The organism is Sediminicola luteus (genome assembly GCF_040566555.1).
In the GTDB taxonomy this organism is placed as follows: Bacteria; Bacteroidota; Bacteroidia; order Flavobacteriales; family Flavobacteriaceae; genus Sediminicola.
Genome location: NZ_JBEWYP010000003.1, coordinates 340,396 through 365,547 on the forward strand (window position 1 = coordinate 340,396; position 25,152 = coordinate 365,547).

The window sequence follows — 25,152 nt, forward strand, 5'->3', positions numbered from 1 at the left end:
AAAGAAGAAATTCAACCAATGATTTGGACTTTTTTTTTGCGCTAAAGTCAACTAAATTAATCTCAAGCAGGTTCAAACCAATCAAATCTCTTTATTTTAATACCTTGTACCCTATGCAAGAAACATTGGTCAGCATATTGATTCCTTTCAAGAATACGTCAAAATTCCTTCCTGAGTGTATTGAGTCCATATTGGAACAAACCTATCAGAACTGGGAGGTTATTGCCATTGACGACCATTCCTCCGATAATAGCATATCTATTATAAGGCAATATGCCAAGGAAGACCCTCGGATCCATGTATTTAAAAATGAAGGCTCTGGCATTATTGAGGCTTTAAGAATGGGGTATTCACTTTGTAAAGGAAATTATATTTCCAGAATGGATTCAGATGATATAATGGTACCAAAAAAGATCCACCTTTTGCTAGAAGCCTTGATATCTAAGGGAAAGGGCCATCTAGCGATCGGAAAAGTAAAATATTTTTGTGAAGGTGGAGTTGGCGACGGGTATTTGAAATATGAAAAATGGCTCAACAGACTAACCCATTTAGGTGCCAATTTCTCTGAGATATACAAAGAATGCCCAATTCCATCTCCCTGTTGGATGGTGCATAAGTCGGACCTCGATAATTGTGATGCTTTTCAACCCAACCGCTACCCAGAGGATTATGATTTGGCCTTTAGATTCTTTGAACATGGATTAAAATGTATTCCATCCAATGAAGTCTTACATTATTGGAGAGACTATGATTATAGAGCTTCAAGAACTAGTGAGCATTATGCGCAAAATTATTTTTTGGAAATAAAACTCCATTATTTTTTAAAATTAAACTTTGAGGAGTCGCGCCAGCTTGTAGTGTGGGGAGCAGGAAAAAAAGGAAAGAATCTTGCACAAAATTTATTGAACAAGAAGGTCGACTTTTATTGGATCTGCAACAATCCAAAAAAAATAGGAAAGGAAATATATGGTAAGGAATTACAACATTTTAGCGCCTTAAAACATTTTGAACAGCCGCAAATTATTATTACCGTAGCCAATAGTGAGGCACAGAGTTTTATTCGGGAACATCTCAAGGGATTGCAAATGAACGCCCCACAAGATTCTTATTTTTTCTGTTGAGCATTCGTAGAATTATGACGCTATTGGAACATTTATAATTTAATGGAAAAATCTTAAAATTAATTGTGAAGCCCTAATATAAAATTGCCAAATTAAAGCCACTTTGGATTCAAGGGAGTGGGTGTTTTTATTTATATTTGGAAAACTAAATTTAGGAATGCAGTTTAAACATCCGGAACTACTTTGGGCTTTATTACTACTACTCATTCCCATTATTGTACATCTTTTTCAGCTTAGAAGATTTAAAAAAACACCTTTTACCAATGTTCAGCTTTTGCAAAAGGTGGTATCCCAATCACGAAAAAGCAGTACCCTGAAAAAGTGGCTACTTTTAACCACCAGATTGCTTCTTTTCACCGCTTTGATTATAGCCTTTGCACAGCCATTCCTATCCAATGAATCAGCACTTCAAGAAAAGGAAACGGTTATCTATTTGGACAACTCCTTCAGCCTTCAGGCCAAAGAGGACAATGAAACCCTGTTAAATAAAGGCATTCAACAATTAATAAAGTCCTTGCCAAGAGAAAAGTCCTTTACGCTGTTCACCAATGATAGAGTGTTTAGAAATAGTAAACTAAAGGATATCCAAAACGAATTATTGGGACTTGAACATTCTACGAACCAACTACAAATAAACGATATCTATCTAAAGGGGGCCACTTATTTTGATGCGGCTAAACCTTCGGTCAAAAATTTGATTGTCATATCTGATTTTCAGGAACGAATGGCTTCAAAGTTTATGGATACTTCGAATTATTATCAAAGGCATCATGTTCAATTAAAATCCGGGAACTTAGAGAACGTGTCCTTGGATTCCGTTTACATATCTTCCAGTTCCCCTGAAAACATAGAATTGGAAGTCCTACTATCCACTAATACAGATATCCCGGACACCCCCGTTTCTTTGTTTAATTCTGAAAAATTAATTGCGAAGACCTCCGCCCAATTTGTCAATAAAAGGGCATCAGTTTCATTTACCATTCCCTATAATTCGGAAATAAATGGATCCTTGGAAATTTCAGATTCAGGGCTTAGCTATGATAACGTGATGTATTTTAACATGGCTCCGAAAGAAAAAATCAACGTTCTGGCTATTAAGCAGGCCGACGATAATTTCTTGTCCAGGATTTTTACGGATGACGAATTTATTTATTCCAGCTCAGCCTTGAATGAAATGGATTATAGCGCTATAGACAGGCAAAATATCATCATTTTGAACGAATTGGATGCAATACCTGCCTCCTTGATCGCTGTATTGCAAAAATTCAAAGAAAATGGGGGCAACTTATTAATCATACCTTCAGAAAACACTGATATCACCTCTTATAACGCCTTATTAAATGGGTTTTATAAATCAGCATTTTCCCAGAAAATAACTGGAGAAAACAATATAGTAAGCATAAATTTTTCGCATCCATTGTATGAAAATGTGTTTGATAAAAAGGTGGTGAATTTTCAATATCCTAAGGTTTCGGAATTTTATACAGTTACATCCGATGCTCCCCAGATGCTTGCCTTTGAAAATGGGGCTCCATTTTTACTAGGATTAAACGGTTTCTATTTGTTTACTTCCCCTCTATCCGAAGGTATTTCCAATTTTAAAAACTCTCCCTTGATTGTTCCAACATTGTACACCATGGGAATCAATAGCCTCAAAATGGCTAATTTATATGAGATATTGGGACAAACCAAAACTGTGGATCTGGCTGTAAGTTTAGGAAAGGATCAGATTATAAAACTATCCCAAAACGGATACGAGGTTATCCCTGAACAGAAATCCTACACCAATAAAACTACCTTAAAATTTGGCAGTGTTCCCACTAAAGATGGGCTTTACTCCATCAAAGAAAAAAATAGGACAATAAAAAACATCAGTTTTAATTACCCTAGGAGCGAAAGTGAGCTTAGATTTATGGATTTGGACAATTTATCCTCAACTTCTTCCTCAGACTCCATAAATTCAGTCTTCGAATCGCTTGAAAAAGAGAATCGCATAACCGAGCTTTGGAAATGGTTTATTATTTTAGCGCTACTATTTCTGTTGGTCGAGGTTCTTATCCAAAAAATTTTTAAATGAATATACTTTTAAAATCCGTCAAAATATTCGATACCAACAATAAGGACCTTCATTTAAAGCGTAGGGACATCCTTATCAAAAATGGTATCATTGATAAAATTGCCGTTAAAATAGAGGCTCCTTCCAAGACCAAGGTGATAGAGCATTCCAATTTACATGTTTCAGTGGGTTGGTTCGATAGTAGTGTTAGTTTTGGAGAACCAGGCTTTGAAGAGCGTGAAACCATAACAAACGGATTGCAAACAGCTGCCAAAAGCGGATTTACAGATATCGTACTGAACCCTACCTCCTACCCAATACCCGACTCAAGTTCTGATATTGTTTTTCTCAAAAATGCTGCCAATGGTCATGCCACAAACATGTATCCTTTAGGATGCTTAACCGTTAAAGGGGAAGGGAAGGATCTGGCAGAACTTTATGATATGAAAAATGCTGGAGCGGTAGGCTATTATGATTTTAAACATGCCATAGAAAATTCCAACTTGCTGAAAATTGCTTTGCAGTATGCCCAGAATTTCGATGGTTTGGTCATGTCCTTCCCATTAGATTATAAAATAGCGGGGAAAGGCCTTGTAAATGAAGGTGAAGTCTCCACAAAATTGGGATTAAAGGGAATACCCTCCCTGGCAGAAGAATTGCAAATTGCAAGAGACCTGTTCATATTAGAATATACAGGAGGAAAATTGCACATTCCAACAATCTCTACCGCTGGCTCTGTTAAACTTATTGCAGAAGCGAAAAAGAAAGGCTTGGATGTAAGCTGTAGTGTAGCAATCCACAACTTGTTTTTCACAGATGAACATTTGGTAGAATTTGATACACATTACAAAATAATGCCTCCTTTAAGGACAAAAAGTGATGTAAAGGCATTGCTAAAAGGACTAAAGGATGGTACAATAGATACCGTTACCTCCGATCATATCCCAATGGATATAGAACAAAAAAGAGTTGAGTTTGACAATGCTGCAAGCGGTAGTATTGGTCTCGAAAGTGCCTTTGGTGGACTTAATAAACTTTTGGATCTGGAATTGACCATTGCCTTATTGACAAAAGGCAGGGAGCGTTTTGGTCTGGTGACTCCAGTTATAAAAGAAGGGGAACAGGCTTCTTTGACGATTTTTGATCCAGAGACGGAATATACTTTTGATACCAAGAACATTTTATCCACTTCCAAAAACAGTATGTTCTTAGGGGCAAAGCTTAAAGGTAAGGCCTTAGGGATTATCGCAAACGGACAGATTATATAATACACAAGATGGAGAATATGGAAAAAGGAAGGACAACTGCGATAGTAGCTTACTTCACCTTGGTTGGTGCATTGATAGCAATAACCATGAACATGGAGCCGAAAAATGATTTTGCACGTTTCCATACACGGCAAGCCTTTGGTTTACATTTATTCTTTCTCGGATTTGCCCTATTTTTGAGTCAATGGTTCAATGCCTATGCCTGGTACGGACTTTATATTTCATATTTAATTTTATGGGGCTATGGTTTCATAGGAGCTATTTCGGGTAAAAAACAGATTGTTCCCTTAGTTGGTGAATATTTTCAAAAATGGTTTACATTCATTCAATAGCATGACTACAGCACCTCTATCCCTTCATCACATAATAAGACCATCATCTTTAAAAACAGGAAAACCTCCAGTAATGTTCATGTTTCATGGATATGGGAGCAATGAAGAAGATCTATTTTCCTTTGCCAATGAACTCCCAGAAGAACTATGCATTATTTCTGTCCGGGCCCCATATCCCCTACCTCCTTATGGCAACGCTTGGTATGCGATAAATTTTGATGATATTAATGGAAAATGGAGCGATGAGGAGCAGGCCGTAATTGCCAGGGAAAAAATTGTGAAATTTATAGATGAGGCTTGTGCTACCTATCATTTGGACGAAAAAAGAATTACCCTCTTGGGCTTTAGTCAAGGAACAATTCTTAGTTATGCGGTGGCATTGTCCTATCCTGAAAAAGTTAAGAATGTTGTGGCACTCAGTGGTTATATCAATGAAAATTTATTGACAAAGGATCATAAAACCAAGGACCACCAAAATCTAAAAATTTATGCTTCCCATGGAATGGTAGACCAAGTAATTCCGCCAGAATGGGCACAAAAAGCACCGCAAATCTTAGAATCACTTGGTGTGGAGCACAAATATGAGGAGTTCCCTGTTGGACATGGCGTTGCCCCACAAAACTTTTACTCCTTTAAAAAATGGCTTGGTAATAAAATTTAATTGCTACGGGTGTACAATAGATGGTCCAATAAAGTAAAATCTACACTCATATCATCTTTGAGCTCATACTTTATCAATACTTCACCCCAATACTGACCATCAGAAAAATCTGCGATGATCCATTTATGGTTCAAGGTTTTAATCTTATTGATCTTAAAATCTCCTTCCATACCTTCGTAGGGAACTAAAGGATTATCCCCTTTTGACTCATTGGTTTCCAATAATTTATCCTCGATATAACGCGATGGTTGCTCCAATTGTAAATGATCATAATACGCCAGGGCGTCGTCGTTATTATCCAAGGTAAAATACTGTACATCCAGGACTTTTAGATTGAGTTTTTGAATGGAATCTTGCATTTGGGTAATGTCCTTTTCCAAATTCTCTATTTTTCCATTTTTATCTTTCACCATATTGTTGGCACTGACAAATTGGTAAAGGGCTATTAAAGCCGCAAAGATAAATAGGTATAAAAATATTTTACTCTTCATATGTACGTAGGGTTCTTAAAGGTTTAGAATTAAATTATCATAGGCCAAATGTACATTTTTTGGCAGCTTTTTCTCCACTTCTTCATGAAAACCCAACATATGGCTAATATGTGTAAAATAAGTGTTCTCAGGTTTTACTCTCTCCACAAATGCCAAGGCTTCCTCCAGATTGAGATGGGAATGGTGGGGTTCTTCACGTAAGGCGTTAACGACCAACACCTTTACCCCCTTTATTTTTTCTATTTCTTCATCAGCCATGGTTTTGACATCTGTTAAATAGACAAAGTCAAAAATTCGATATCCAAATACTTGCAGACGATTATGGTGTGCCTCTACCGGAATGGCCATAGTATTTCCAATCTTAAAAGGCTTGTTATTTTCCACAATGTTAACCTCTACTGCCGGGGCTCCAGGATACCTGTTTTCCCCCGCAAAAATATATTCAAATCTAGTTTTTAAAGAATTTGCTACCCGTTGATGGGCGTAAATAGGAATATCCCCCTGCCTAAAAAAAAAAGGTCTGATATCATCTATCCCGGCAGTGTGATCGGCATGCTCATGAGTGAATAAAATCCCATCCATTTTAGTGACTTTATGGGTCAGCATTTGCTGCCTAAAATCCGGTCCACAGTCAATAACGTAATTAAATTTGTCCCAAGAGATCATTACCGAGACCCTAAGCCTCTTATCCTTTGGATTTTTACTTAAACAAACAGGGTGCGAGCTCCCAATAACAGGGATTCCTTGCGAAGTTCCGGTGCCTAAAAAAGTAATTTTCAACGTATCACCTATTTATTCCAAATTTATAACATATTTATTTAATAGATACCCCAATCTTATTAACTTTGTTGCACGTAAAAAAACTATAATGGCTTCTGTCCTAAATAAAGATACCGCATTTGAAAATATCCCCTCAATTAAGGCAAAAACCTTAAGGATAAATTTAAACCCAGACATATACGGAACATTTGCTGAGATTGGCGCAGGCCAAGAAACAGCAAGACATTTTTTTAGGGCCGGTGGGTCTTCTGGAACTATTGCCAAAGCGATGAGCGCTTACGACAAGGATTTCAGTGACGCCATCTATGGAATTGAACCAGATGGCCGCTATGTGACCCAATCCAGGCTGAAGAGAATGTTGGAATATGAAATGCAACTGACCGAAGAGCGTATTAGCCGTCAGAAACATCCAGACCGATTATTTTTCTCCTATGCCAATACCGTAGCTACAATAGATTTTGCCAAAAAATTTAAAGGACACGGCTGGATCGGAATTCGTTTTCAATTAGACCCTAACCAAAAGGAATGGGATGAGATTGTAATCCACATACGCTTTAGACAGAATGAAGCCAGACTACAACAGGAAACTTTGGGAATTTTAGGGGTAAATCTAATTTATGGGGCATTCTATAAATATGATCAACCCAGAAAATTATTAAGATATCTATATGACCATATAGATAAGGATACCATTGAGATTGATATGATCAATTTCTCTGGACCTAACTTTAAAAATGTCGATAATCGATTAATGAGCCTACAGCTTATTAAAAATGATATGACCGATGCGGTAATGTTCGGTCCTGATGGCAACAACTTATTACCTGCTGCTATTCTGTACAAGAAAAACATTTTGGCACTAAGGGGTAGTTTTAGACCTGTGACCAAGGTGAATTTGGATATGTTCCAGAAATCCTATGATATTTTTGTACGGGAACAAACGGTAGACATCAATAATACCATTGTAATTTTCGAAATTACCCTTTCGAACCTAAAGGCATCAGGAGAAATAGATGAACAGGATTTTATGGACAGGGCAGAACTACTTTGTTCACTTGGACATACGGTGATGATCTCCAAATTCCGAGAGTATTATAAACTTGTGGAATATTTCAATAATTACACTAAATCTAGAATAGGCCTTACCATGGGCGTAAACAATTTAGTGGAGGTTTTTGATGAGAAATACTACAGACATTTAAGCGGTGGTATTTTGGAGGCATTTGGTAAACTGTTCTTTAAAGATCTCAAGGTGTACCTATATCCAATGAAAGATGAGGAAACCGGTCAGATAATGACCAGTAATAATGTTAAGGTACATCCTAGAATGAAAGAATTGTACAAATTCTTTAAATACAATGGAAAAGTAATGGACATCATCGATTACGATCCAGAAATACTACACATCTTCTCTAGGGATGTATTGAAGAAAATAATTAACAAGGATGATGGCTGGGAAGCTGAACTTCCTGAAGGTATTGCAGAAATTATCAAAGAGAAAGATTTGTTTACCAAAAAATTGGTAAAGGCCGAGGAAAACAAATAGACTCAACATAAATAACAAAGCGCCCTAATGTAAATTAGGGCGCTTTTATTTTAAATACGCCGCTATTCCAAGATTTGTGCAGCGTGATCTTTGGTCTTTACTTTATCTATAACCTTGGTAAGTATGCCCTTTTCATTAATGATAAAGGTTTTCCTATGGATGCCATCATATTCCTTGCCCATGAATTTTTTTGGTCCCCAAACCCCAAATGTATTGATAACGGTATGATCTTCATCTGCCAGGAGCGGAAAAGGAAATTCGTATTTGTTCTTAAAATTTAATTGTTTGGATTGGGTATCCTCACTGACCCCAAGTAGTTCATACCCCTGTTTTTGAAGTTCGACATAATTGTCCCTAAGATTACAGGCTTCTGCCGTACAACCAGGCGTATTGGCCCTTGGGTAAAAAAATACGATCAATTTCTTACCAGCATAGTCTGATAAAGAAATAGAATTTCCATCTTGATCTTTTGAAGTAAATGCCGGTACTTTATCACCTTCTTTCAGTGTGTTCATAGTTTTTTTATTTAAATTCGTGTTTGATATTTCTATTGTAAAATTAAACAAAAATGACGAAAGCCGAAAAGGTAGACTTCACTATCCGTACGCTTCAGGAATTATATCCTACAATTCCCGTTCCGTTGGAACATAAAGATCCCTATACCCTATTAATTGCTGTACTAATGTCCGCACAAAGTACGGATGTCCGTGTCAACCAAATTACGCCCTTATTATTCGCCAAGGCAGATAATCCCTATGATATGGTAAAGTTAAGTGTTGAGGAAATCAGGGATATTATACGTCCAGTCGGACTTTCTCCAATGAAATCGAAGGGAATTCACGGCTTATCCGAAATATTAATTAAAAAATACAATGGTGAAGTTCCCAGGGATATCACTTTATTGGAAGAATTTCCTGGTGTAGGTCACAAAACGGCAAGTGTTGTGGTAGCACAAGCATTTGGGATACCAGCATTTCCGGTAGATACCCATATTCATAGATTAATGTATCGTTGGGGTTTTACCAATGGAAAAAATGTGGTACAGACCGAAAAGGATGCTAAAAGATTGTTTCCAAAAGAATTATGGAACGATCTACATCTTCAGATCATATGGTATGGTCGCGAATATTCTCCTGCCAGGGGATGGAACTTGGAAAAAGATATCATTACAAGGACCATTGGGAGGAAAACTATATTGAATAGCTATTACGCCAACAAAAAAAAGACCTAATAATAGGTCTTTTTATATTTTTCGGAACTAGTTGATGTTAGTTCAAATTATTTTCGAACTGCATACTTTTATATTCCACGATCTGTAACGACCTAGAATAATTCATCAAAAACTGAATAGTTTCTGGACATGCTTTAGCTAATTTGCACGTGTTTCGTTTTGTAGAGTAAATTCTTTCCATATTTAATAGCTTAGTTATGTTAAGATAACGCCACTTAAATGGAAATATTGTACAATACGACCTATTGCATATTAATTCGTTAAAACGATATTATGTTTGTTTATGATCTTTCTCATGTTGATCAAAGCATAGCGCATTCTTCCTAGTGCAGTGTTTATGCTTACTCCTGTGTTTTCAGATATCTCCTTAAAACTCATATCCTTATAGATACGCATTAGAAGTACTTCTTTCTGATCGTCCGGAAGCTCATCGATAAGGATTCGTAAATCACTATCTATCTGGTCTTTTATAATTTGTTTTTCAGCATTTAACTTATCATCACCAATTACAGAGAAAATATTAAAGTCATCGCTACCTTCGAACTTTGGCATTCTTTTGTTCTTTCTAAAATGATCTATAATAAGGTTGTGCGATATGCGCATTACCCAGGGTAAAAATTTCCCCTCTTCACTATAGGATCCTTTTTTTAAGGTTTTGATCACTTTGATAAAGGTATCTTGGAAGATATCCTCTGTTACATCCCTGTCCAATACTTTTGAGTAAATGAAGCTGGTGATTCTTTGGTTGTGTCTGTTGATTAAGATTTCTAAAGCCCTTTCATTTCCGGCAATATAATCCCTTACTAATACTGAGTCATCAATCTGTAGTTCCATACAAATTACTTTTTTTTGGTTAAAATTAGGGGCCTCCCCTTTCGGAAAGGACTTCTAGTTATTTAGGTAAATTCTAAAAAGTAATTTTTCTGTATAGGCCTATATAGTTATTAATTACACTTCAAATATATAAAAAAGAAGAGCTTATAAAAAAACATTGTTGTGATCTGCCCAATTAGTGATGTTAAAGTAAGGTTTGTAGTTATTAAATTGGACATATCGTATCTTTGCACCCTTAAATAAGCATATGTCCACGATATTAGATGTCAATCCAAAGCACAATATTATTATAAAGGGTGCCAAATTGCACAACTTAAAAAATATAGACGTTGTAATTCCCCGAAACAAGCTTGTGGTTATTACCGGTTTATCCGGTTCCGGGAAATCCAGCTTGGCTTTTGATACCCTTTATGCGGAGGGACAACGTCGCTATGTGGAATCCCTTTCATCCTACGCAAGACAATTTTTGGGGAAATTAGACAAGCCAAAGGTAGACTATATAAAAGGAATAGCGCCTGCAATTGCTATTGAACAAAAAGTTAATTCCACAAATCCCAGATCCACGGTAGGAACCACCACCGAAATATATGATTACCTGAAATTACTCTTTGCCCGAATTGGAAAAACCATTTCTCCAATTTCTGGCTTGGAGGTTAAAAAACATACGGTTGCCAATGTAGTGGACCACATTAAAAACTATGAAGAGGGAAAAAAGTTACTGCTTCTTGCTCCCATCCAAATTAAAGCCGACAGAGATCCTATAAAATCATTACAGCTATTTTCCAAACAAGGATACGCCAGAATTAAATATAAAGGAGAGGTAATTCGCATAGATGATACCATTACAGAAATAGACAGGACGTTTGATCTCGTTGTGGATCGAATCATCACCAAGGATGATGAAGACTTTTATAATAGATTGGCAAATGCAATTGATACTGCCTTTTTTGAAGGGAAGGGAGATTGTATAATTGAAGAGTTGGAAAGTGGCGAACAAATTCATTTTAGTAATAAATTTGAATTGGACGGTATGCAGTTCCTTGAACCTAACGTGCACCTTTTCAGTTTTAACAATCCCTATGGAGCATGTGCGAAATGTGAGGGTTATGGAGACGTTATAGGAATCGACGAGGATTTGGTAATCCCGAACACCTCCTTATCGGTCTACGAAAATGCAATTTTCCCTTGGCGTGGGGAAAGTATGGGCTGGTATAGGGACCAGTTGGTGAATGCGTCATATAAGTTCGATTTTCCCATCCACAAGCCTTGGTTCCAATTAAGTGAGGAACAAAAACAATTGGTGTGGAACGGAAATTCTCATTTTATAGGTATTGACAAGTTCTTCCAGACCTTGGAAGAAAAGAGTTATAAAATCCAAAATAGGGTTATGCTGTCCAGATATAGGGGCAAAACCAAATGTAATGTCTGTAAAGGGAACAGATTAAGGAAGGAGACCGATTACGTAAAGGTCTCCGGAAAATCAATTTCTGAACTGGTAGAATTGCCAATTGCCAAACTTATCAAGTTCTTCGATGAGTTTTCCTTGAGCAAGCATGATGAACAAATAGCATCCCGCCTTTTGGTTGAAATAAAGAGTAGGTTGGGATTTCTGAACAAGGTGGGTTTAACCTATCTTACCTTAAACAGAAAATCTAACAGCTTATCGGGTGGGGAAAGCCAACGTATCAATTTGGCGACTTCCTTGGGGAGTAGCCTGGTTGGGTCCATGTATATATTGGATGAACCGAGTATTGGATTACATCCCAAGGATACCGAGAACTTAATTGATGTTTTAAAATCGTTACGGGATCTTGGAAACACGGTTATTGTGGTGGAACACGATGAAGATATAATGAAGGCCGCAGATGAAGTCATAGATATTGGGCCGGAAGCAGGTACCCATGGCGGACATGTAGTGGCCCATGGTACAATGCAGGATATTTTGAACTCCACATCTTTAACCGCTAAATATCTCAATGGAACCATGGCTATTGAGGTTCCCAAGCAAAGAAGACAATATAAAAATCATATTCATATTAGTGGAGCTAGGGAAAACAATCTAAAAAATATAGATGTAACCTTCCCATTAGAAGTACTTACAGTTATTACGGGTGTGTCCGGTAGTGGGAAAAGCACATTGGTGAAAAACTTATTATATCCTATAATATTAAAGGAAGTCGGGGGCTATGGACAGAAGGCCGGGCAGTATTCTGAGGTAGAAGGGAACTTTTCCACTATTAAACATGTTGAGTTTGTAGACCAGAACCCCATTGGGCGATCTTCGAGATCCAACCCTGTAACCTATATAAAGGCCTATGATGATATACGTAATTTATTTGCCAATCAAAAGCTGAGCAAATTAAGAGGATACCAGGCCAAGCACTTCTCTTTTAACGTAGATGGTGGCCGTTGTGAAAAATGTAAAGGAGAGGGAGAGATCACGGTAGAAATGCAATTTATGGCCGATGTCCATCTAGAATGCGACGCATGTAACGGTAAGAGGTTTAAAAAAGAAATTCTTGAAGTGAAATTTGAGGATATCAATATTGACGATGTTCTGAACATGACCATTGATGATGCCATTGAATTTTTTAATAAGCACCAGCAAACCAAAATAAAAGGCAAGCTAAAACCTTTACAGGATGTAGGTTTGGGGTATGTAACCCTTGGTCAGTCCTCCTCTACCCTATCTGGAGGAGAAGCACAACGGATTAAACTCGCATCTTTTTTAGTAAAAGGTAGCAACAAGGAAAAGGCACTCTTTATTTTTGATGAACCTACAACTGGACTTCACTTCCACGATATTAAAAAACTAATGAAATCCTTTGACGCACTAATTTCGAAAGGTCACTCTATAGTCGTCATTGAGCACAATATAGATCTAATCAAATGTGCCGATTATATCATCGATCTAGGTCCGGAAGGAGGGGAAAATGGGGGGCAATTAATGGCTCAGGGAACCCCAGAAGAAGTTGCTAAAAATAAAAAATCATTTACCGCACATTACCTAAAAGAAAAAATTTAGACCTTAATATATTTTTATATAATTGATTATCAGATACTTAAATGTATTTGACATTTTTTGGCACGCTCTTTGAAATAAGGTAATCAAATGTAAATAGTTACATTCTGAACTTTAAAACCTTATATCATGAAAAACTTAATACTCCTTTTTACAGCGATGATCTTTGGTGCTTCCAGCGCCATGGCTGTTACGGTAGAAGATAAGGTTGCACTACGCAATGCTTATAATTACAACAACTCATTTATTTTTGTTGAAGATGGCATTACGTTTTCAGTATATCCAGACGGAGAATTCGATTTCTATATAGATGATAGAGCTGGAGTAAACGCCAATGTAAACTTTAGAAATGTTAATATCACTTATAACTCTGGATACGACTATAACCCATATGTACAATATGACGATTATGGTGCAGTAATACAAGTAGAGAATATTCCAATATATTATGATTATTACGGTCGGGTTACCCAAGTGGGCAACGTAGATATCTCTTACAATAGAGGTAGAGTTAATAGATTAGGTGGACTATATGTGTACTATAATAGAAATGGGGCATTCAGTCACCATACTGGGTACATCAATGTTTATAATAGATATTATGTTTACAGACCCTTTCACAACTATTTTGCAAGACCTGCAGTAGGATTATGTCTTGTATACAATAGGCCTTATAGAAGGTATTACGAACCTGTTAGATATACATATTATAGACCTTACTATAACAACTATAGAAAATCCTATGCCAAATTTGGTCGTGAGCATAAATACAAAAAAGACCATTATAGAAGGTCAGACGTGTATAGAAATGACAGACGTGTTGTTGCAAGGGATAATAATTCCAGAAGAGATAATGGATACAGAACGTCAGGTAATGTTATTAAAAGAACTGAAAGTAGAAGTGTAGACTATTCAAGAAATGGGAAATCTAACAGAAATGATAGATCTAACTATGATTCTAAAAGGAACACGGACTATTCCAGAAACGATAAGTCGAACAGATCGGTTAGGGACAACTATGATTCAAAAAGGAGTGTTGACAATTCCAGAAATGGAAATTCTAAAAGAACAGATAGGTCCAACTATGATTCTAAAAGAAGTACTGACCGAAACGTAGGAGAAAACAGAACGTCGAGGCCTACAGTAAACAGAACAGTAACAAAAAAAGAAGTTTCAAGGACTCCTAGGAGTACTACAGCGACAAGAACCAGTAAATCCTACAAAAAACCGGAAGGTAGAAGTTCTGGTAGGACGGTAACGACAAGAACCCAAAAATCGGTTTCTTCAAAGTCTAATGGTTCTAGAAATTCTAAAAGTGCAAAGGTGTCTTCCAGGACCTCCACTCCAAGTCGTGTGAGCAAGGCAGCTACCAGTACTAGAAGAAGTAGTGCTTCAAGCTCTAGAGGAAGAAGCTCAAGAGATTATTAAAAATATAGTTTTTAGGTTGGTTAGTTAGTTGTTTAACCCCCGCGTCAATTAATTGATGCGGGGGTTTTTATTTTCGGTAAACCCATCTTTTCCTTATCCTTTTCTCTTGAGGTATTTGGAAAGAAGTCCAAACACATCCTCTGATATTCTGAACCGATAAAGTACCCCAATGTAGAATAAGGTAATCAAGCTGCCTTTCATAAGGATATTTACCACAGGATGAAAAGCAAATTGTAAGGAGATAAACAAAACGATGATGACTAATAACAGCGCCAGAACTTTTAAGGTTTCCACCGTAAAGGGCTGTATTCCAAATTTCATCTTGACATAAACCAATTTTATGGTGTTGTATATGAAAATCGCAGTAAATGTGGCAAATGCAGCGCCATTAATACCGTATTTTGGAATGAGCCATAGATTTAATAATATGGTACCTACTGCCAACAGCACGCCCATGACCAATACGGCCCTATAGAAATCGGAGTTGTATAAGATGGCATTGTTATTTCCCATTAACGCGTCGTATACTTTAGCCAAACCAATTAATAGGACCACGACAAATCCGCCTCTATAGGCTTCAGGTAATAAATAATAAAGGTCATTAAGGTTCAATATGATCAGCACAAACAATAATCCCGAAACTATAAACAAGGTCAAGGAACTCTTTTCATATAGCTTTTTCATGCCTAATGTATCCTTATTGTTCAATAATTCAGCAGTTAAAGGATAGGCTATCTGGTGCATGGATCTTGCTGGTACTGCGATGACTGTTGCTATAAATATGGCCACACTGTAATAGGCAACATTTTCAATTTGTATAAACTGGTTGATCATAAAACGATCCACTTCCAACAAAATGACAGAGGCAGAACCTCCTAAAATAATGAGAGTACTATAATTGAGTATACTGGGTGTACTTTTGGGAAATGAAAAATTCAGCCTGGGCATCCTTAATTGATAGGCATAAATTTTCATTAAAATGGTGCGCATTAAATAGACCCCTACCATTGCCTTTAAAAATACATCAATTGAAATGAAGTCATAATACACCAAGAACAATAAAATGGTAACTCCTATCCTGGCAAAGACCTCCTTCATAAAATTACCAAAAACAGATTTCATCCTAATTCTTGCCCAAGAATAGAACACCTCAAAATAGGCCATGGCAAACCCAATCAAAAATATGTACCAAACATAACCTTTCACGATAGGGTTCTCCTGCGATAAAAAGTCCCCGATCCTAATATAGCCAAAATACGTAATGGCCGTAGCAGGAATTATTAGAAACAGAGGAAGGATCAGCATTAAAGTAAGGAAACCATCGGCACTGTTTTTATCCTCAAAAGCACTGTAATATTTTACCAAGGTATTTGGTACCCCAAAGGCCAACAAGGGCATCAATATAGCCGAGGTGGATAAAATAACGCCTACCAATCCATAATATTCATCGGTAAGAAAGCGGGTATAGAGAAAGAGGGTATTGATAGCACCAATGCCGAACCCAAAGTAGGTTACCAGGGTATTTTTAAAAGATTGCTTAAATATTATCCCCATTAGATCAACTGTGCTAATTTCCTTGTAAGTTCCCTCCTACTGAATTGTTCTATATGCCTACTCTTAACGTAAAGTTCTTTCTTTTGATATGAAATGAACCATTCTAACAGCTGTGCTTTCATTGCCTGAGCCTCCATATAGTTAAATGCGCTTCCAGTATGGGTTTCTGCAATCATTTGGGCTACTTCCCATCCTTCTGGACCCACTCCTAAAATTGGGCGATCCGCAGCAATATATTCAAAGAATTTTCCTGGGATAATTCCCTTTGTTTCTTCGCTATCTATTTCTACCAATAATAATATCTGAGAGCTTTGTTGCCTTTCAATTGCTTTTTCATGCGAAACATAGCCCTCCAGGCGGACGTATGGTTCCAATCCGTGACCTTGGATAGATTCTAATACATCTTTACTAACTACCCCAATCAATTGAAGTTCCAAGTTTTTCTTAAAATCAGAATTCTCCTCTGTAAGTTCCTTTAAAGCCTGCCATAATACTATTGGATTTCTACCAGATAACAAGGACCCAATATGTGAAATGGTGAATGCATCGTCCAATTTTTGGGAAGAAACCTTAAGGGTATCAAACCCATTTGTAATAACCGTTATAGGTTGGTCCGTAATATTAGAAAATTCTTTTTTGGTGGTGTTACTGGTTACGATTATTGAATCTGCCTGGTTCAGCACTTCAGATTCCAATTGAAGGTGACTCTTTTGTGATCTTTTGGTAAGTTTTAATTTCTTATGATAACCAATGGAAGTCCAAGGGTCCCTAAAATCGGCTATCCATTGTATACTATTAATTGCCTTGAGTTCCAATCCAATAAGGTGTACACTATGTGGAGGCCCTGTGGTAATAATCGTTTCTATACCCTCCTCATCTATTACCTGCTGTAAATACCTTACGGATGGCTTTACCCAAAATTTCCTTGCATCAGGGATAAAAAGATTTCCACGGATCCATAACAGTACTTTTTCTAAAAGTGACTGATCTTTTGTCTGGATAATCCCTGAGCTGATTCTTTTTGTTTTCTTTTTGGAAAAAATACTGGCCAATTGGTAGGGCTCAAATATTTTCTGTTTGTAAATTTTAATCCCTTCCGGAATCTCATTTTCAAAAGTACTATCTGTAAGAGGGTATTCAGGATTTTCAGGAACATATACAACCGGTTCCACCTCAAAATCCCTTAGATATTTTACGAATTTCAACCATCGCTGTACCCCGGGCCCCCCAGCAGGAGGCCAATAATAAGTGATGATGAGGGCCTTTTTCATTACGATTCTTCCTTTTTACGGAAATTCCTTAAAGAAAAACCGATACCACCTAGGATAAAAAGACCTAATAGCAACGTGCTGGCCAGGGTAATGGTTCCACCGGTTTCAATCACCTCTGGTTCAAATTTAAATTCTATTTTATGGTTCCCGGCAGGTACCTTCATGGCCCTAAGGATATAGTTCACTTTAAAATGGGGGATTTTTATCCCGTCTATATAGGCATTCCATCCATTGGCATAATACATCTCGGAAAAAACGGCCACTGCCTCTTGTCCATTTATAGACCTATAGGTCAAGTGATTGGGACTATAATTAGTAAGCTTAATTGTCGCCGTGGAATCCTTTTGAAAGGAAAGGGGTGTGATATTTGGAAAGTCATTGGTATTAATGACCGCTTCATTCATAACATCCAGACTGTCCAGAGCTTGAATTTCCTGATTGGCATTTTTCACGGGAAGCAAGGTATTTACAAACCATGCATTTCCGTTGGCATAAGGATTCAATGCCGGATAGTCTCTCCCCTCTTCGTCTTGCTGTACCACGTATTTCACGTTGAGCATATTCAAAACGCGCATATTGTTCATATACACGTGAAAATCGAACAAATCCTGCAAAGCTGCTGGTTTTGCGGCATGATAACCTCCAATAGATTGATGGAAATAGGATGTTCTGGCTCCATTTAAACCTTCAGACGGGTCATATACCCTAAAAACTCCAGGGTCTTTGGCTATCTGCTTATCCATTGCAGTTTCCTGAAAAGGCTCCTCCATTTGTCTTGCACGAACAAAATCATCCTCGTTTACATATCGAAGACCAATTCCTACGAGGTCAAATAACAATAATAATCCCAAGGCCAGCGTCAATATATTTTCTTTAATTCGCTCCTTGATGTAGAGCCAAATTGCTACGGCAGCCAAAAGAACATACACCAAAGACCGGATTAGGTCACTGATATAAACAGATTCCCTATCCAACTGAATCATGGTCATTATTTCATCTCCGAAATATTTCCTGTAAGTATCATCACTTTGTCCCACAAAATCGAACGTGCCCTTTAAAAGGAAAAGTAGAATCACAAAGCCTAAAACAACCAAAACCGAAATCTTTAGCGCATTTAATTTTCTGGACTTCTCCAGGGAAGGTTTAAATAATTCCACCAAGGCCATTATTGCCATGATTGGCGCACATAATTCCAGGATCACCTGTATGGACGATACGGCCCTGAACTTATCGTACAAAGGAAAAAACTCAATCATAAAGTCGGTCAACAGACCAAAGTTCTTGCCCCATGAAAGTAATAGCGCCATAATGGTTCCTCCAACGAGCCACCATTTGACTCTTCCCTTAACCAAAATAATCCCTAATATAAACAGGAAGAATACAATGGCCCCAATATATGCCGGAGCAGCTACAATAGGTTGGTCTCCCCAGTATAAGGGTAGTCCGCTTGTAAATTCCAAGGCTTTGGATCTAGAAAGACCTTGATTGGTTAAATAGGTATAGGCATTGGATTCCGTCCCCAGATTTTCACTATTTGATCCCCCGAACAGCCTGGGAACAAATAAATTCATAGATTCTGCGATACCGTAACTGTATTGGGTGATATACTCCTTATCCAATCCACTGGTACTTGCCTTTGGAGATCCATCAGGGTTAATGGTCAGTTCTGTTTTCCCCCTGGTACTCCAATCAGCGTACTCCTTGGTAGCCATTAGGCTAGTGGCATTCACAAGAATCCCCAAGAATACAGCACCAACTAAAATTCCCACTGAAATAAAGAAATTTTTTAGAGTCTTGTTTATGATGGCATCAATTAAATATGCAATTCCCACGACCAGTACCAATAACATAAAATAATAGGTCATTTGATAGTGATTGGCGCTTATTTCAAGGGCCATTGCCAAAGCTGTAAGGATGAATCCCCAAATATATTTTTTCCTGAAGGTCAGGACAATTCCCGCGAGAATAAGTGGCAAGTAGCCAATAGCGTGTGCTTTGGCATTGTGGCCAACTCCTAATATAATGATTAGGTAAGTAGAAAACCCGAAGGCCAATGCCCCTATGACTGCCAGTCTGTAATCCACCTTCATACAACACAAAAGGATATAGAAACCAATGAAATATAAGAATAGGTAATCGGCAGGTCTAGGTAAAAACCGGATGAGCCGGTCTAATTGCTTTACATAATTGTGCGGATAGTTGGCTCCTAATTGGTACGTGGGCATCCCTCCAAAGGCACTATTGGTCCAATAGGGCTCTTTCCCATTGGTATTCCTGAAATCGGCCTGTTCCTTGGCCATTCCAGTATACTGGGCAATATCGGATTGAAAAATTTTCTTCCCCTGTAATACCGGGTGGAAATATGCTAAAGAAGCAATTATAAAAAGAACAAGAACAAAGAAATGTACAAAAAGCGCTTTAATGCCGATTTTCATGTTTGGTGGTTGTGGTTTTAATTAATCAATTTCCTCAAAATCTATGTATTCCCCAACTTTATTGGAGGATTTTGAGGTTGTGCCCTTTTTTTTCTCTATGATTACTTCTCCCGCTTTCTCTTCATTAGGGGAAGGTTGGTTGGGAAATCCACCAAACTTTTCCTTAAAATGCTGCTCCGTTTTTTTTGCAGCGTATCGTAATATTTTCGGACCAAACCATTTAGCTAATATTTTAATGAAAAAATATACTAACAGAATGATTAATACCGTTCTTAACAAACCCATATTAATTCAAAAATTTATATCAAAAATACAATTCTAGCGTTGTATAAATAGTTTAAAAGTCATAAAATAATAATAAAAACATGCCTTTAAGTAACCCCTTCGCAATGAGATATCCCCTAATAGTAGTCCTGACATTTCTTTTTTTAGTACCCTTATCCATGAATTCCCAGTATACGGATGTTATTAATTCCAATAGACCAGGACAAACCGTGAGTGCTTATGCAGTTGGAAAAAATGTGGTACAAGCAGAAATGGGCGTTACCATGGAAAAGGACGAGCATGTTAGAATGTTCACCGAATCTGACTTTTTAGGAGGTGATATAGCCCTGAGATATGGTCTGTTTTTTGAGCAATTGGAAATTTCCTACGAAGGTTCATACGTTAAAGAAGATATCATTTACACCCAACAGGACCTTGAGGCCACAAGAACGGATTTTACCAGAAATAGATTGGGGTTAAAATATTTACTGTACGATCCCTTTAAAAATCCAGAGAACAATAAACCTAACCTTTACAGTTGGAAGGCGAATCATGGTTTTAAATTGAAAAATTTGATTCCGGCCATTTCAGTCTATGCAGGAGCCAATTTTGTTTTGGGAGAAAATCCCTTTTATTCAGGGGATCCAATAGTTTCTCCGCGTGTCATGCTAGCTACCCAGAGTAGGTTATCCTCTAGATTCGTTCTTATTTCGAATATAGCGTATGACAGAATTGGAACTGATTTTCCAGAAATGAGTTATATCGTTTCTGTTTCACATGCCTTGGGGAATCCTAAATGGAGTGTGTTTCTTGAACACCAAGGGATCAAAAGTGATCGCTACGCCGATGCTATTGTAAGAACTGGTGTTGCCTATCTATTCAACGAGAATTTTCAAGCAGATCTCAATATTGCCACCAACTTTAAAGATACCCCATCCAAACAATTTGGGACCATAGGTTTTTCATACCGATTGGATATGCATAAAGACGAGCTGATGCCCATAGAAGACCAAAAGGATGGAGAGAATGGAAAGATCAATTCCAGCAGTATGAAAAAATCCAAAAAGAAGAATAAAAAGAAGAATGATGAGATTGACTTCTAAGTGAAGAAGACAAAAAATTAGGTAGATCATCAATTAACAGCAATTATTGGAGTGGTATTTTATTCTATTGATTAATATTACTAATATTGACGATAGAAAACATATACGATGATCACGATAAAAGAAGCTATCTCTAAAACTGATTTAAAGAAGTTTGTTACCTTTCCTTTTACCCTTTATAAAGATTCACCATATTGGGTACCTCCTATTATAAATGATGAATTAGCATCTTTCGATAAAAGTAAAAACCCGGTGTTCAAAGATGCTGACGCATGGTTCTTTTTGGCCTACAAAGGTGACCAAATCGTTGGACGGGTTGCCGCAATAATCAATAGAATAGAGGTCAACCAACAAAAAGTTAGCAAAATGCGCTTTGGATGGTTCGATTTCATTGACGATTTTGAGGTTTCTGGTGCTTTATTGGACAAGGTTGCTGAAATAGGCAAGCAGCATCAGTTGGAATATATGGAAGGCCCTGTTGGATTCTCCAATATGGATAAGGTAGGAGTTTTGACCGAAGGTTTTGATCATATAGGCACCATGATTACCTGGTACAATCACCCATATTATGTATCGCACTTTGAACATTTTGGTTTTGTAAAGGAAAAGGAATATGCCGAAAACAAATTCCCGTTTTCCAATGCCGACCCTATATTTTTTGAAAAGGCCAATGAATTGGTCAAACGTAGATACGGGGTAAAGGCGATCAATTTTACCAAGACCAAGGACGTAATGCCCATGGCCGACAAGATGTTTGATCTCTTCAATGAGAGCTATGCCAAACTTTCTTCTTTTGTGCCCATTACGGATATTCAGAAAGAATATTTCAAAAAGAAATACATCAGTTTTATCAATCCTGAGTACATCAAATTTGTTGTGGACAAGGATGATAAGCTCATTGCGTTCGGAATTGTGATGCCGTCTTTCTCCGAGGCCCTACAGAAAGCCAATGGAAAACTTTTCCCATTTGGGATCTACCATTTACTCAAGGCTAAAAAACAGAGTAAGGACGTAATTTTTTACTTGATTGGGGTAGACCCGGAATATCAAAACAAGGGGGTAACCGCAGTAATATTCAGCGAATATCACAAAACCTTCTCCAAAAAGGGAATTGAATATTGTTACAGGACCCCTGAATTGGAAGATAATGTGGCCATCCGTCAACTTTGGAAACACTTTGATCCAAAAATTTATAAACGACGCAAAACTTTCAGGAAGAACCTAAAGTAAAAAGCATAACAAATAAAAAATCCCATATTCTTGAATATGGGATTTTTTTATATTACAATTTAAGGTTGTCAACTATTCGCCCATTGCTGCTGCAACTGCTGCTGATAATCTCTTATAAGTTCCATTTTCCAATCGCTCACGGATAGCTGAAAATGCCTCTAAAGTTTCATTGATATCGTCCATGGTGTGTGTTGCCGTTGGAATCATTCTTAAAAGAATTAACCCTTTAGGAATTACCGGATATACTACTATTGAACAGAAAATACCATAGTTTTCCCTAAGGTCTTTTACCAAGGCCATAGCCTCAGGAATACTACCGTTCAGATAAACTGGCGTCACACAACTAGTTGTGGTCCCAATATCAAAACCTCTTTCTTTTAAACCGTTTTGAAGTGCATCAACATTTTCCCAAAGCTTAGCTTTAAGCTGTGGCATAGTACGCAACATATCCAAACGTTTCAAAGCTCCCTTCACATAGATCATCGGCAATGATTTTGCGAACATCTGTGAACGAAGATTATATTTTAAATAATCAATAATTTCCTTATCTGCAGCCAAGAAAGCTCCAATACCTGCCATGGATTTAGCAAAAGTGGCGAAGTATACATCGATACCATCCTGAATCCCCTGCTCTTCACCAGCACCAGCGCCAGTTTCACCCAAAGTTCCAAATCCGTGGGCATCGTCCACTAAAAATCTGAAGTTGAATTTTTCCTTAAGGGCTACAATCTCTTTCAGTTTTCCTTGTTCCCCGCGCATACCGAAAACACCTTCAGAGATCACTAAAATACCTCCCCCAGTCTGTTCTGCCATTTTTGTGGCGCGTTCCAAGTTCTTCTCAAGACTATCGATGTCATTGTGCTTAAACGTAAAACGTTTACCCATGTGCAACCTCACCCCATCAATAATACAGGCGTGGGCATCAACATCATATACAATAATATCGTCTTTGGAAACCAAAGCGTCAATGGTGGACAAAATCCCCTGATAACCAAAGTTCAATAGATATGCCGATTCCTTATTCACAAATGCGGCCAGTTCGGCCTCCAATTGCTCATGAAAATCAGTATGACCACTCATCATCCTTGCCCCCATTGGGAAGGCAGCACCGTATTCAGCTGCTGCATCTCCATCTACCTTTTTTATTTCGGGTAAATTGGCGAGGCCTAAGTAATCATTGATACTCCAGGTAATTACTTCTTTACCTTGAAATTTCATTCTATTGGAGATAGGTCCTTCCAATTTTGGAAACACAAAATATCCCTCTGCTTGGGAAGCCCACTTACCTAGTGGTCCCTTATTCTCAATTATTCTATCAAATAAGTCTCTCATTTAGACTGCTTAGTTTAGATGGCAAAAGTATAGATTTTTAACAAGGTTTCATAAATTATTTTCAGGTATCAACAAAAAAGCAATGACTTGTGCAGTCATTGCTTTTAATATAACCTTCATAAGGCTCCTTATTTTACGTATTGTATTTCTTGGGGCTCGGATTCATGTTTTGTATCAAAGAATCCTTGATCCTCCATCCATTGGTCACTATAAATCTTACTCATGTACCTTGAACCGTGATCTGGAAATATAACAACAACATTGCTATCCTTTCCAAATTCCCCATTTTCATCCAACTGCTTAACGGCTTGCATTACGGCTCCGCTAGTGTACCCTACGAACATCCCTTCAGTTCTTGAAATCTCCCTGGCAGTATGAGCACTTTCCTCATCGGTGACCTTGATGAATTCATCTATTACATCGAAGTTGGTGGAAGAAGGAATTAAATTTTTACCCAAACCTTCAATTCTGTAAGGGTATATTTCATTGGAGTCAAATTCTCTGGTCTCATGGTATTTTTTTAATACAGAACCAAAGGCATCAACACCTATTATTTTAATATTTGGATTTTTCTCTTTTAAAAAGCGTGCGGTCCCGGAGATAGTTCCACCAGTTCCACTACAAGCCACTAAATGGGTAATGTTGCCGTTGGTCTGGTTCCAAATTTCCGGACCAGTACTACGGTAGTGGGCCTCAGCATTTAATTCATTGAAATACTGGTTGATATAGATAGAACCTTTTACCTCATTGTGAAGTCTTTTTGCAACTTCATAATACGATCTTGGGTCATCTGCACTAACATGGGCCGGACATACATACACCTTGGCTCCCATGGAACGAAGCATGTCTATTTTGTCCTTTGAGGATTTAGAGCTAACGGCAAGAATACACTCATAACCTTTAATGATGCTCACCATAGCAATACTAAAACCTGTATTTCCTGATGTTGTCTCAATAATGGTACTGTCCTTGGTAAGGATACCCTTTCTTTCAGCTTCTTCTATAATATAGGCAGCAATTCTGTCCTTTGAAGAATGCCCGGGATTAAAGGCTTCTACCTTCGCGTAGAAGTTGCCTGTAAGACCTGATGCAATTTTATTTAATTTGACTAGAGGGGTGTTTCCTATGAGTTCTAGGACGTTGTTGTAAGCGTTTATCTTATTTTCCATAAAGGTCATCTAAGTTAGAATCTA

21 protein-coding genes are annotated in these 25,152 nt (G+C 37.6%); 11 read left to right on the forward strand and 10 right to left on the reverse strand.

The genetic code is table 11. The annotated features are described in order from the left end of the window. Positions 1 to 113: 113 nt before the first annotated feature. The 5 genes from ABXZ32_RS07830 to ABXZ32_RS07850 all read left to right on the forward strand — a co-directional run bounded on the left by ABXZ32_RS07830 (position 114) and on the right by ABXZ32_RS07850 (position 5,438). Positions 114 to 1,121: a glycosyltransferase gene (locus ABXZ32_RS07830; protein WP_354618120.1), complete on the forward strand. Its 1,008-nt coding sequence runs from the start codon at positions 114 to 116 to the stop codon at positions 1,119 to 1,121. Positions 1,122 to 1,278: 157 nt separating this feature from the next. After that, positions 1,279 to 3,198 (forward strand): BatA domain-containing protein, encoded by a 1,920-nt coding sequence (locus tag ABXZ32_RS07835; protein ID WP_354618121.1) that lies wholly within the window; start codon positions 1,279 to 1,281, stop codon positions 3,196 to 3,198. Next, positions 3,195 to 4,445 (forward strand): dihydroorotase, encoded by a 1,251-nt coding sequence (locus ABXZ32_RS07840; protein ID WP_354618122.1) that lies wholly within the window; start codon positions 3,195 to 3,197, stop codon positions 4,443 to 4,445. Before ABXZ32_RS07835 ends, ABXZ32_RS07840 begins: the two co-directional genes overlap by 4 nt. 8 nt (positions 4,446 to 4,453) lie before the next feature. Next, complete coding sequence (locus ABXZ32_RS07845; RefSeq protein ID WP_354618123.1) at positions 4,454 to 4,777, forward strand: hypothetical protein; 324 nt, start codon at positions 4,454 to 4,456, stop codon at positions 4,775 to 4,777. Between the two features lies 1 nt (position 4,778). Further along, positions 4,779 to 5,438: an alpha/beta hydrolase gene (locus tag ABXZ32_RS07850; RefSeq protein WP_354618124.1), complete on the forward strand. Its 660-nt coding sequence runs from the start codon at positions 4,779 to 4,781 to the stop codon at positions 5,436 to 5,438. Here the strand turns inward: ABXZ32_RS07850 and ABXZ32_RS07855 are convergent. After that, entirely contained in the window at positions 5,435 to 5,929 is a 495-nt protein-coding gene (locus ABXZ32_RS07855) for a hydrolase (protein WP_354618125.1), read from the reverse strand. The genes ABXZ32_RS07850 and ABXZ32_RS07855 overlap by 4 nt on opposite strands. A gap of 15 nt (positions 5,930 to 5,944) precedes the next feature. Further along, on the reverse strand, positions 5,945 to 6,709 hold the full coding sequence (locus tag ABXZ32_RS07860) for an MBL fold metallo-hydrolase (RefSeq protein ID WP_354618126.1): 765 nt from the start codon (positions 6,707 to 6,709) through the stop codon (positions 5,945 to 5,947). Positions 6,710 to 6,797: 88 nt separating this feature from the next. Here ABXZ32_RS07860 and ABXZ32_RS07865 point away from each other — a divergent pair, with 88 nt between their 5' ends. Next, on the forward strand, positions 6,798 to 8,255 hold the full coding sequence (locus ABXZ32_RS07865) for a TonB-dependent receptor (RefSeq protein WP_354618127.1): 1,458 nt from the start codon (positions 6,798 to 6,800) through the stop codon (positions 8,253 to 8,255). Positions 8,256 to 8,317: 62 nt separating this feature from the next. Here the strand turns inward: ABXZ32_RS07865 and bcp are convergent, their stop codons facing one another. After that, positions 8,318 to 8,770, reverse strand: a complete 453-nt coding sequence (gene bcp, locus ABXZ32_RS07870; protein WP_354618128.1) for a thioredoxin-dependent thiol peroxidase — start codon at positions 8,768 to 8,770, stop codon at positions 8,318 to 8,320. A gap of 53 nt (positions 8,771 to 8,823) precedes the next feature. On the opposite strand from bcp, the gene ABXZ32_RS07875 reads away from it, so the two are divergent. Then, on the forward strand, positions 8,824 to 9,486 hold the full coding sequence (locus ABXZ32_RS07875) for an endonuclease III domain-containing protein (RefSeq protein WP_354618129.1): 663 nt from the start codon (positions 8,824 to 8,826) through the stop codon (positions 9,484 to 9,486). 252 nt (positions 9,487 to 9,738) lie between these two features. Here the strand turns inward: ABXZ32_RS07875 and ABXZ32_RS07880 are convergent, their stop codons facing one another. Next, positions 9,739 to 10,320 carry an RNA polymerase sigma factor gene (locus ABXZ32_RS07880; protein ID WP_062054374.1) on the reverse strand — a complete coding sequence of 194 codons (582 nt, stop codon included), beginning with the start codon at positions 10,318 to 10,320 and terminating at the stop codon, positions 9,739 to 9,741. 247 nt (positions 10,321 to 10,567) lie between these two features. Here ABXZ32_RS07880 and uvrA point away from each other — a divergent pair, with 247 nt between their 5' ends. After that, positions 10,568 to 13,345, forward strand: a complete 2,778-nt coding sequence (gene uvrA / locus ABXZ32_RS07885; protein WP_354618130.1) for an excinuclease ABC subunit UvrA — start codon at positions 10,568 to 10,570, stop codon at positions 13,343 to 13,345. A gap of 126 nt (positions 13,346 to 13,471) precedes the next feature. After that, the gene (locus tag ABXZ32_RS07890; protein WP_354618131.1) at positions 13,472 to 14,770 is read left to right on the forward strand and encodes a hypothetical protein; all 1,299 of its coding nucleotides are present in this window, start codon (positions 13,472 to 13,474) and stop codon (positions 14,768 to 14,770) included. 93 nt (positions 14,771 to 14,863) lie between these two features. Here ABXZ32_RS07890 and ABXZ32_RS07895 read toward each other — a convergent pair whose 3' ends face one another. Genes ABXZ32_RS07895 through ABXZ32_RS07910 form a run of 4 tightly spaced genes read right to left on the reverse strand, consistent with a single transcriptional unit; the run spans position 14,864 to position 20,315 of the window. Continuing rightward, positions 14,864 to 16,324, reverse strand: coding sequence for an oligosaccharide flippase family protein (locus ABXZ32_RS07895; RefSeq protein WP_354618132.1), 1,461 nt, complete (start codon positions 16,322 to 16,324; stop codon positions 14,864 to 14,866). Then, positions 16,324 to 17,595, reverse strand: coding sequence for a glycosyltransferase family 4 protein (locus ABXZ32_RS07900; protein WP_354618133.1), 1,272 nt, complete (start codon positions 17,593 to 17,595; stop codon positions 16,324 to 16,326). The genes ABXZ32_RS07895 and ABXZ32_RS07900 overlap by 1 nt, the downstream gene beginning before the upstream one ends. After that, entirely contained in the window at positions 17,595 to 20,030 is a 2,436-nt protein-coding gene (locus ABXZ32_RS07905; RefSeq protein ID WP_354618134.1) for a YfhO family protein, read from the reverse strand. Before ABXZ32_RS07905 ends, ABXZ32_RS07900 begins: the two co-directional genes overlap by 1 nt. Before the next feature lie 21 nt (positions 20,031 to 20,051). Then, entirely contained in the window at positions 20,052 to 20,315 is a 264-nt protein-coding gene (locus tag ABXZ32_RS07910; protein WP_354618135.1) for a DUF4834 family protein, read from the reverse strand. Positions 20,316 to 20,473: 158 nt separating this feature from the next. Between ABXZ32_RS07910 and ABXZ32_RS07915 the strand changes: the two genes are divergently transcribed. Then, on the forward strand, positions 20,474 to 21,397 hold the full coding sequence (locus ABXZ32_RS07915) for a transporter (RefSeq protein ID WP_354618136.1): 924 nt from the start codon (positions 20,474 to 20,476) through the stop codon (positions 21,395 to 21,397). 108 nt (positions 21,398 to 21,505) lie between these two features. Further along, a complete protein-coding gene (locus ABXZ32_RS07920) occupies positions 21,506 to 22,627 on the forward strand; it encodes a GTP cyclohydrolase (RefSeq protein ID WP_354618137.1) in 1,122 nt (373 codons plus the stop codon). Between the two features lie 72 nt (positions 22,628 to 22,699). Here ABXZ32_RS07920 and ABXZ32_RS07925 read toward each other — a convergent pair whose 3' ends face one another. Both ABXZ32_RS07925 and ABXZ32_RS07930 read right to left on the reverse strand, forming a co-directional pair. Next, positions 22,700 to 23,959 carry an aminotransferase class I/II-fold pyridoxal phosphate-dependent enzyme gene (locus tag ABXZ32_RS07925; protein WP_354618138.1) on the reverse strand — a complete coding sequence of 420 codons (1,260 nt, stop codon included), beginning with the start codon at positions 23,957 to 23,959 and terminating at the stop codon, positions 22,700 to 22,702. A gap of 128 nt (positions 23,960 to 24,087) precedes the next feature. Continuing rightward, positions 24,088 to 25,128, reverse strand: coding sequence for a PLP-dependent cysteine synthase family protein (locus ABXZ32_RS07930; protein WP_354618139.1), 1,041 nt, complete (start codon positions 25,126 to 25,128; stop codon positions 24,088 to 24,090). Between the last annotated feature and the right edge of the window lie 24 nt (positions 25,129 to 25,152).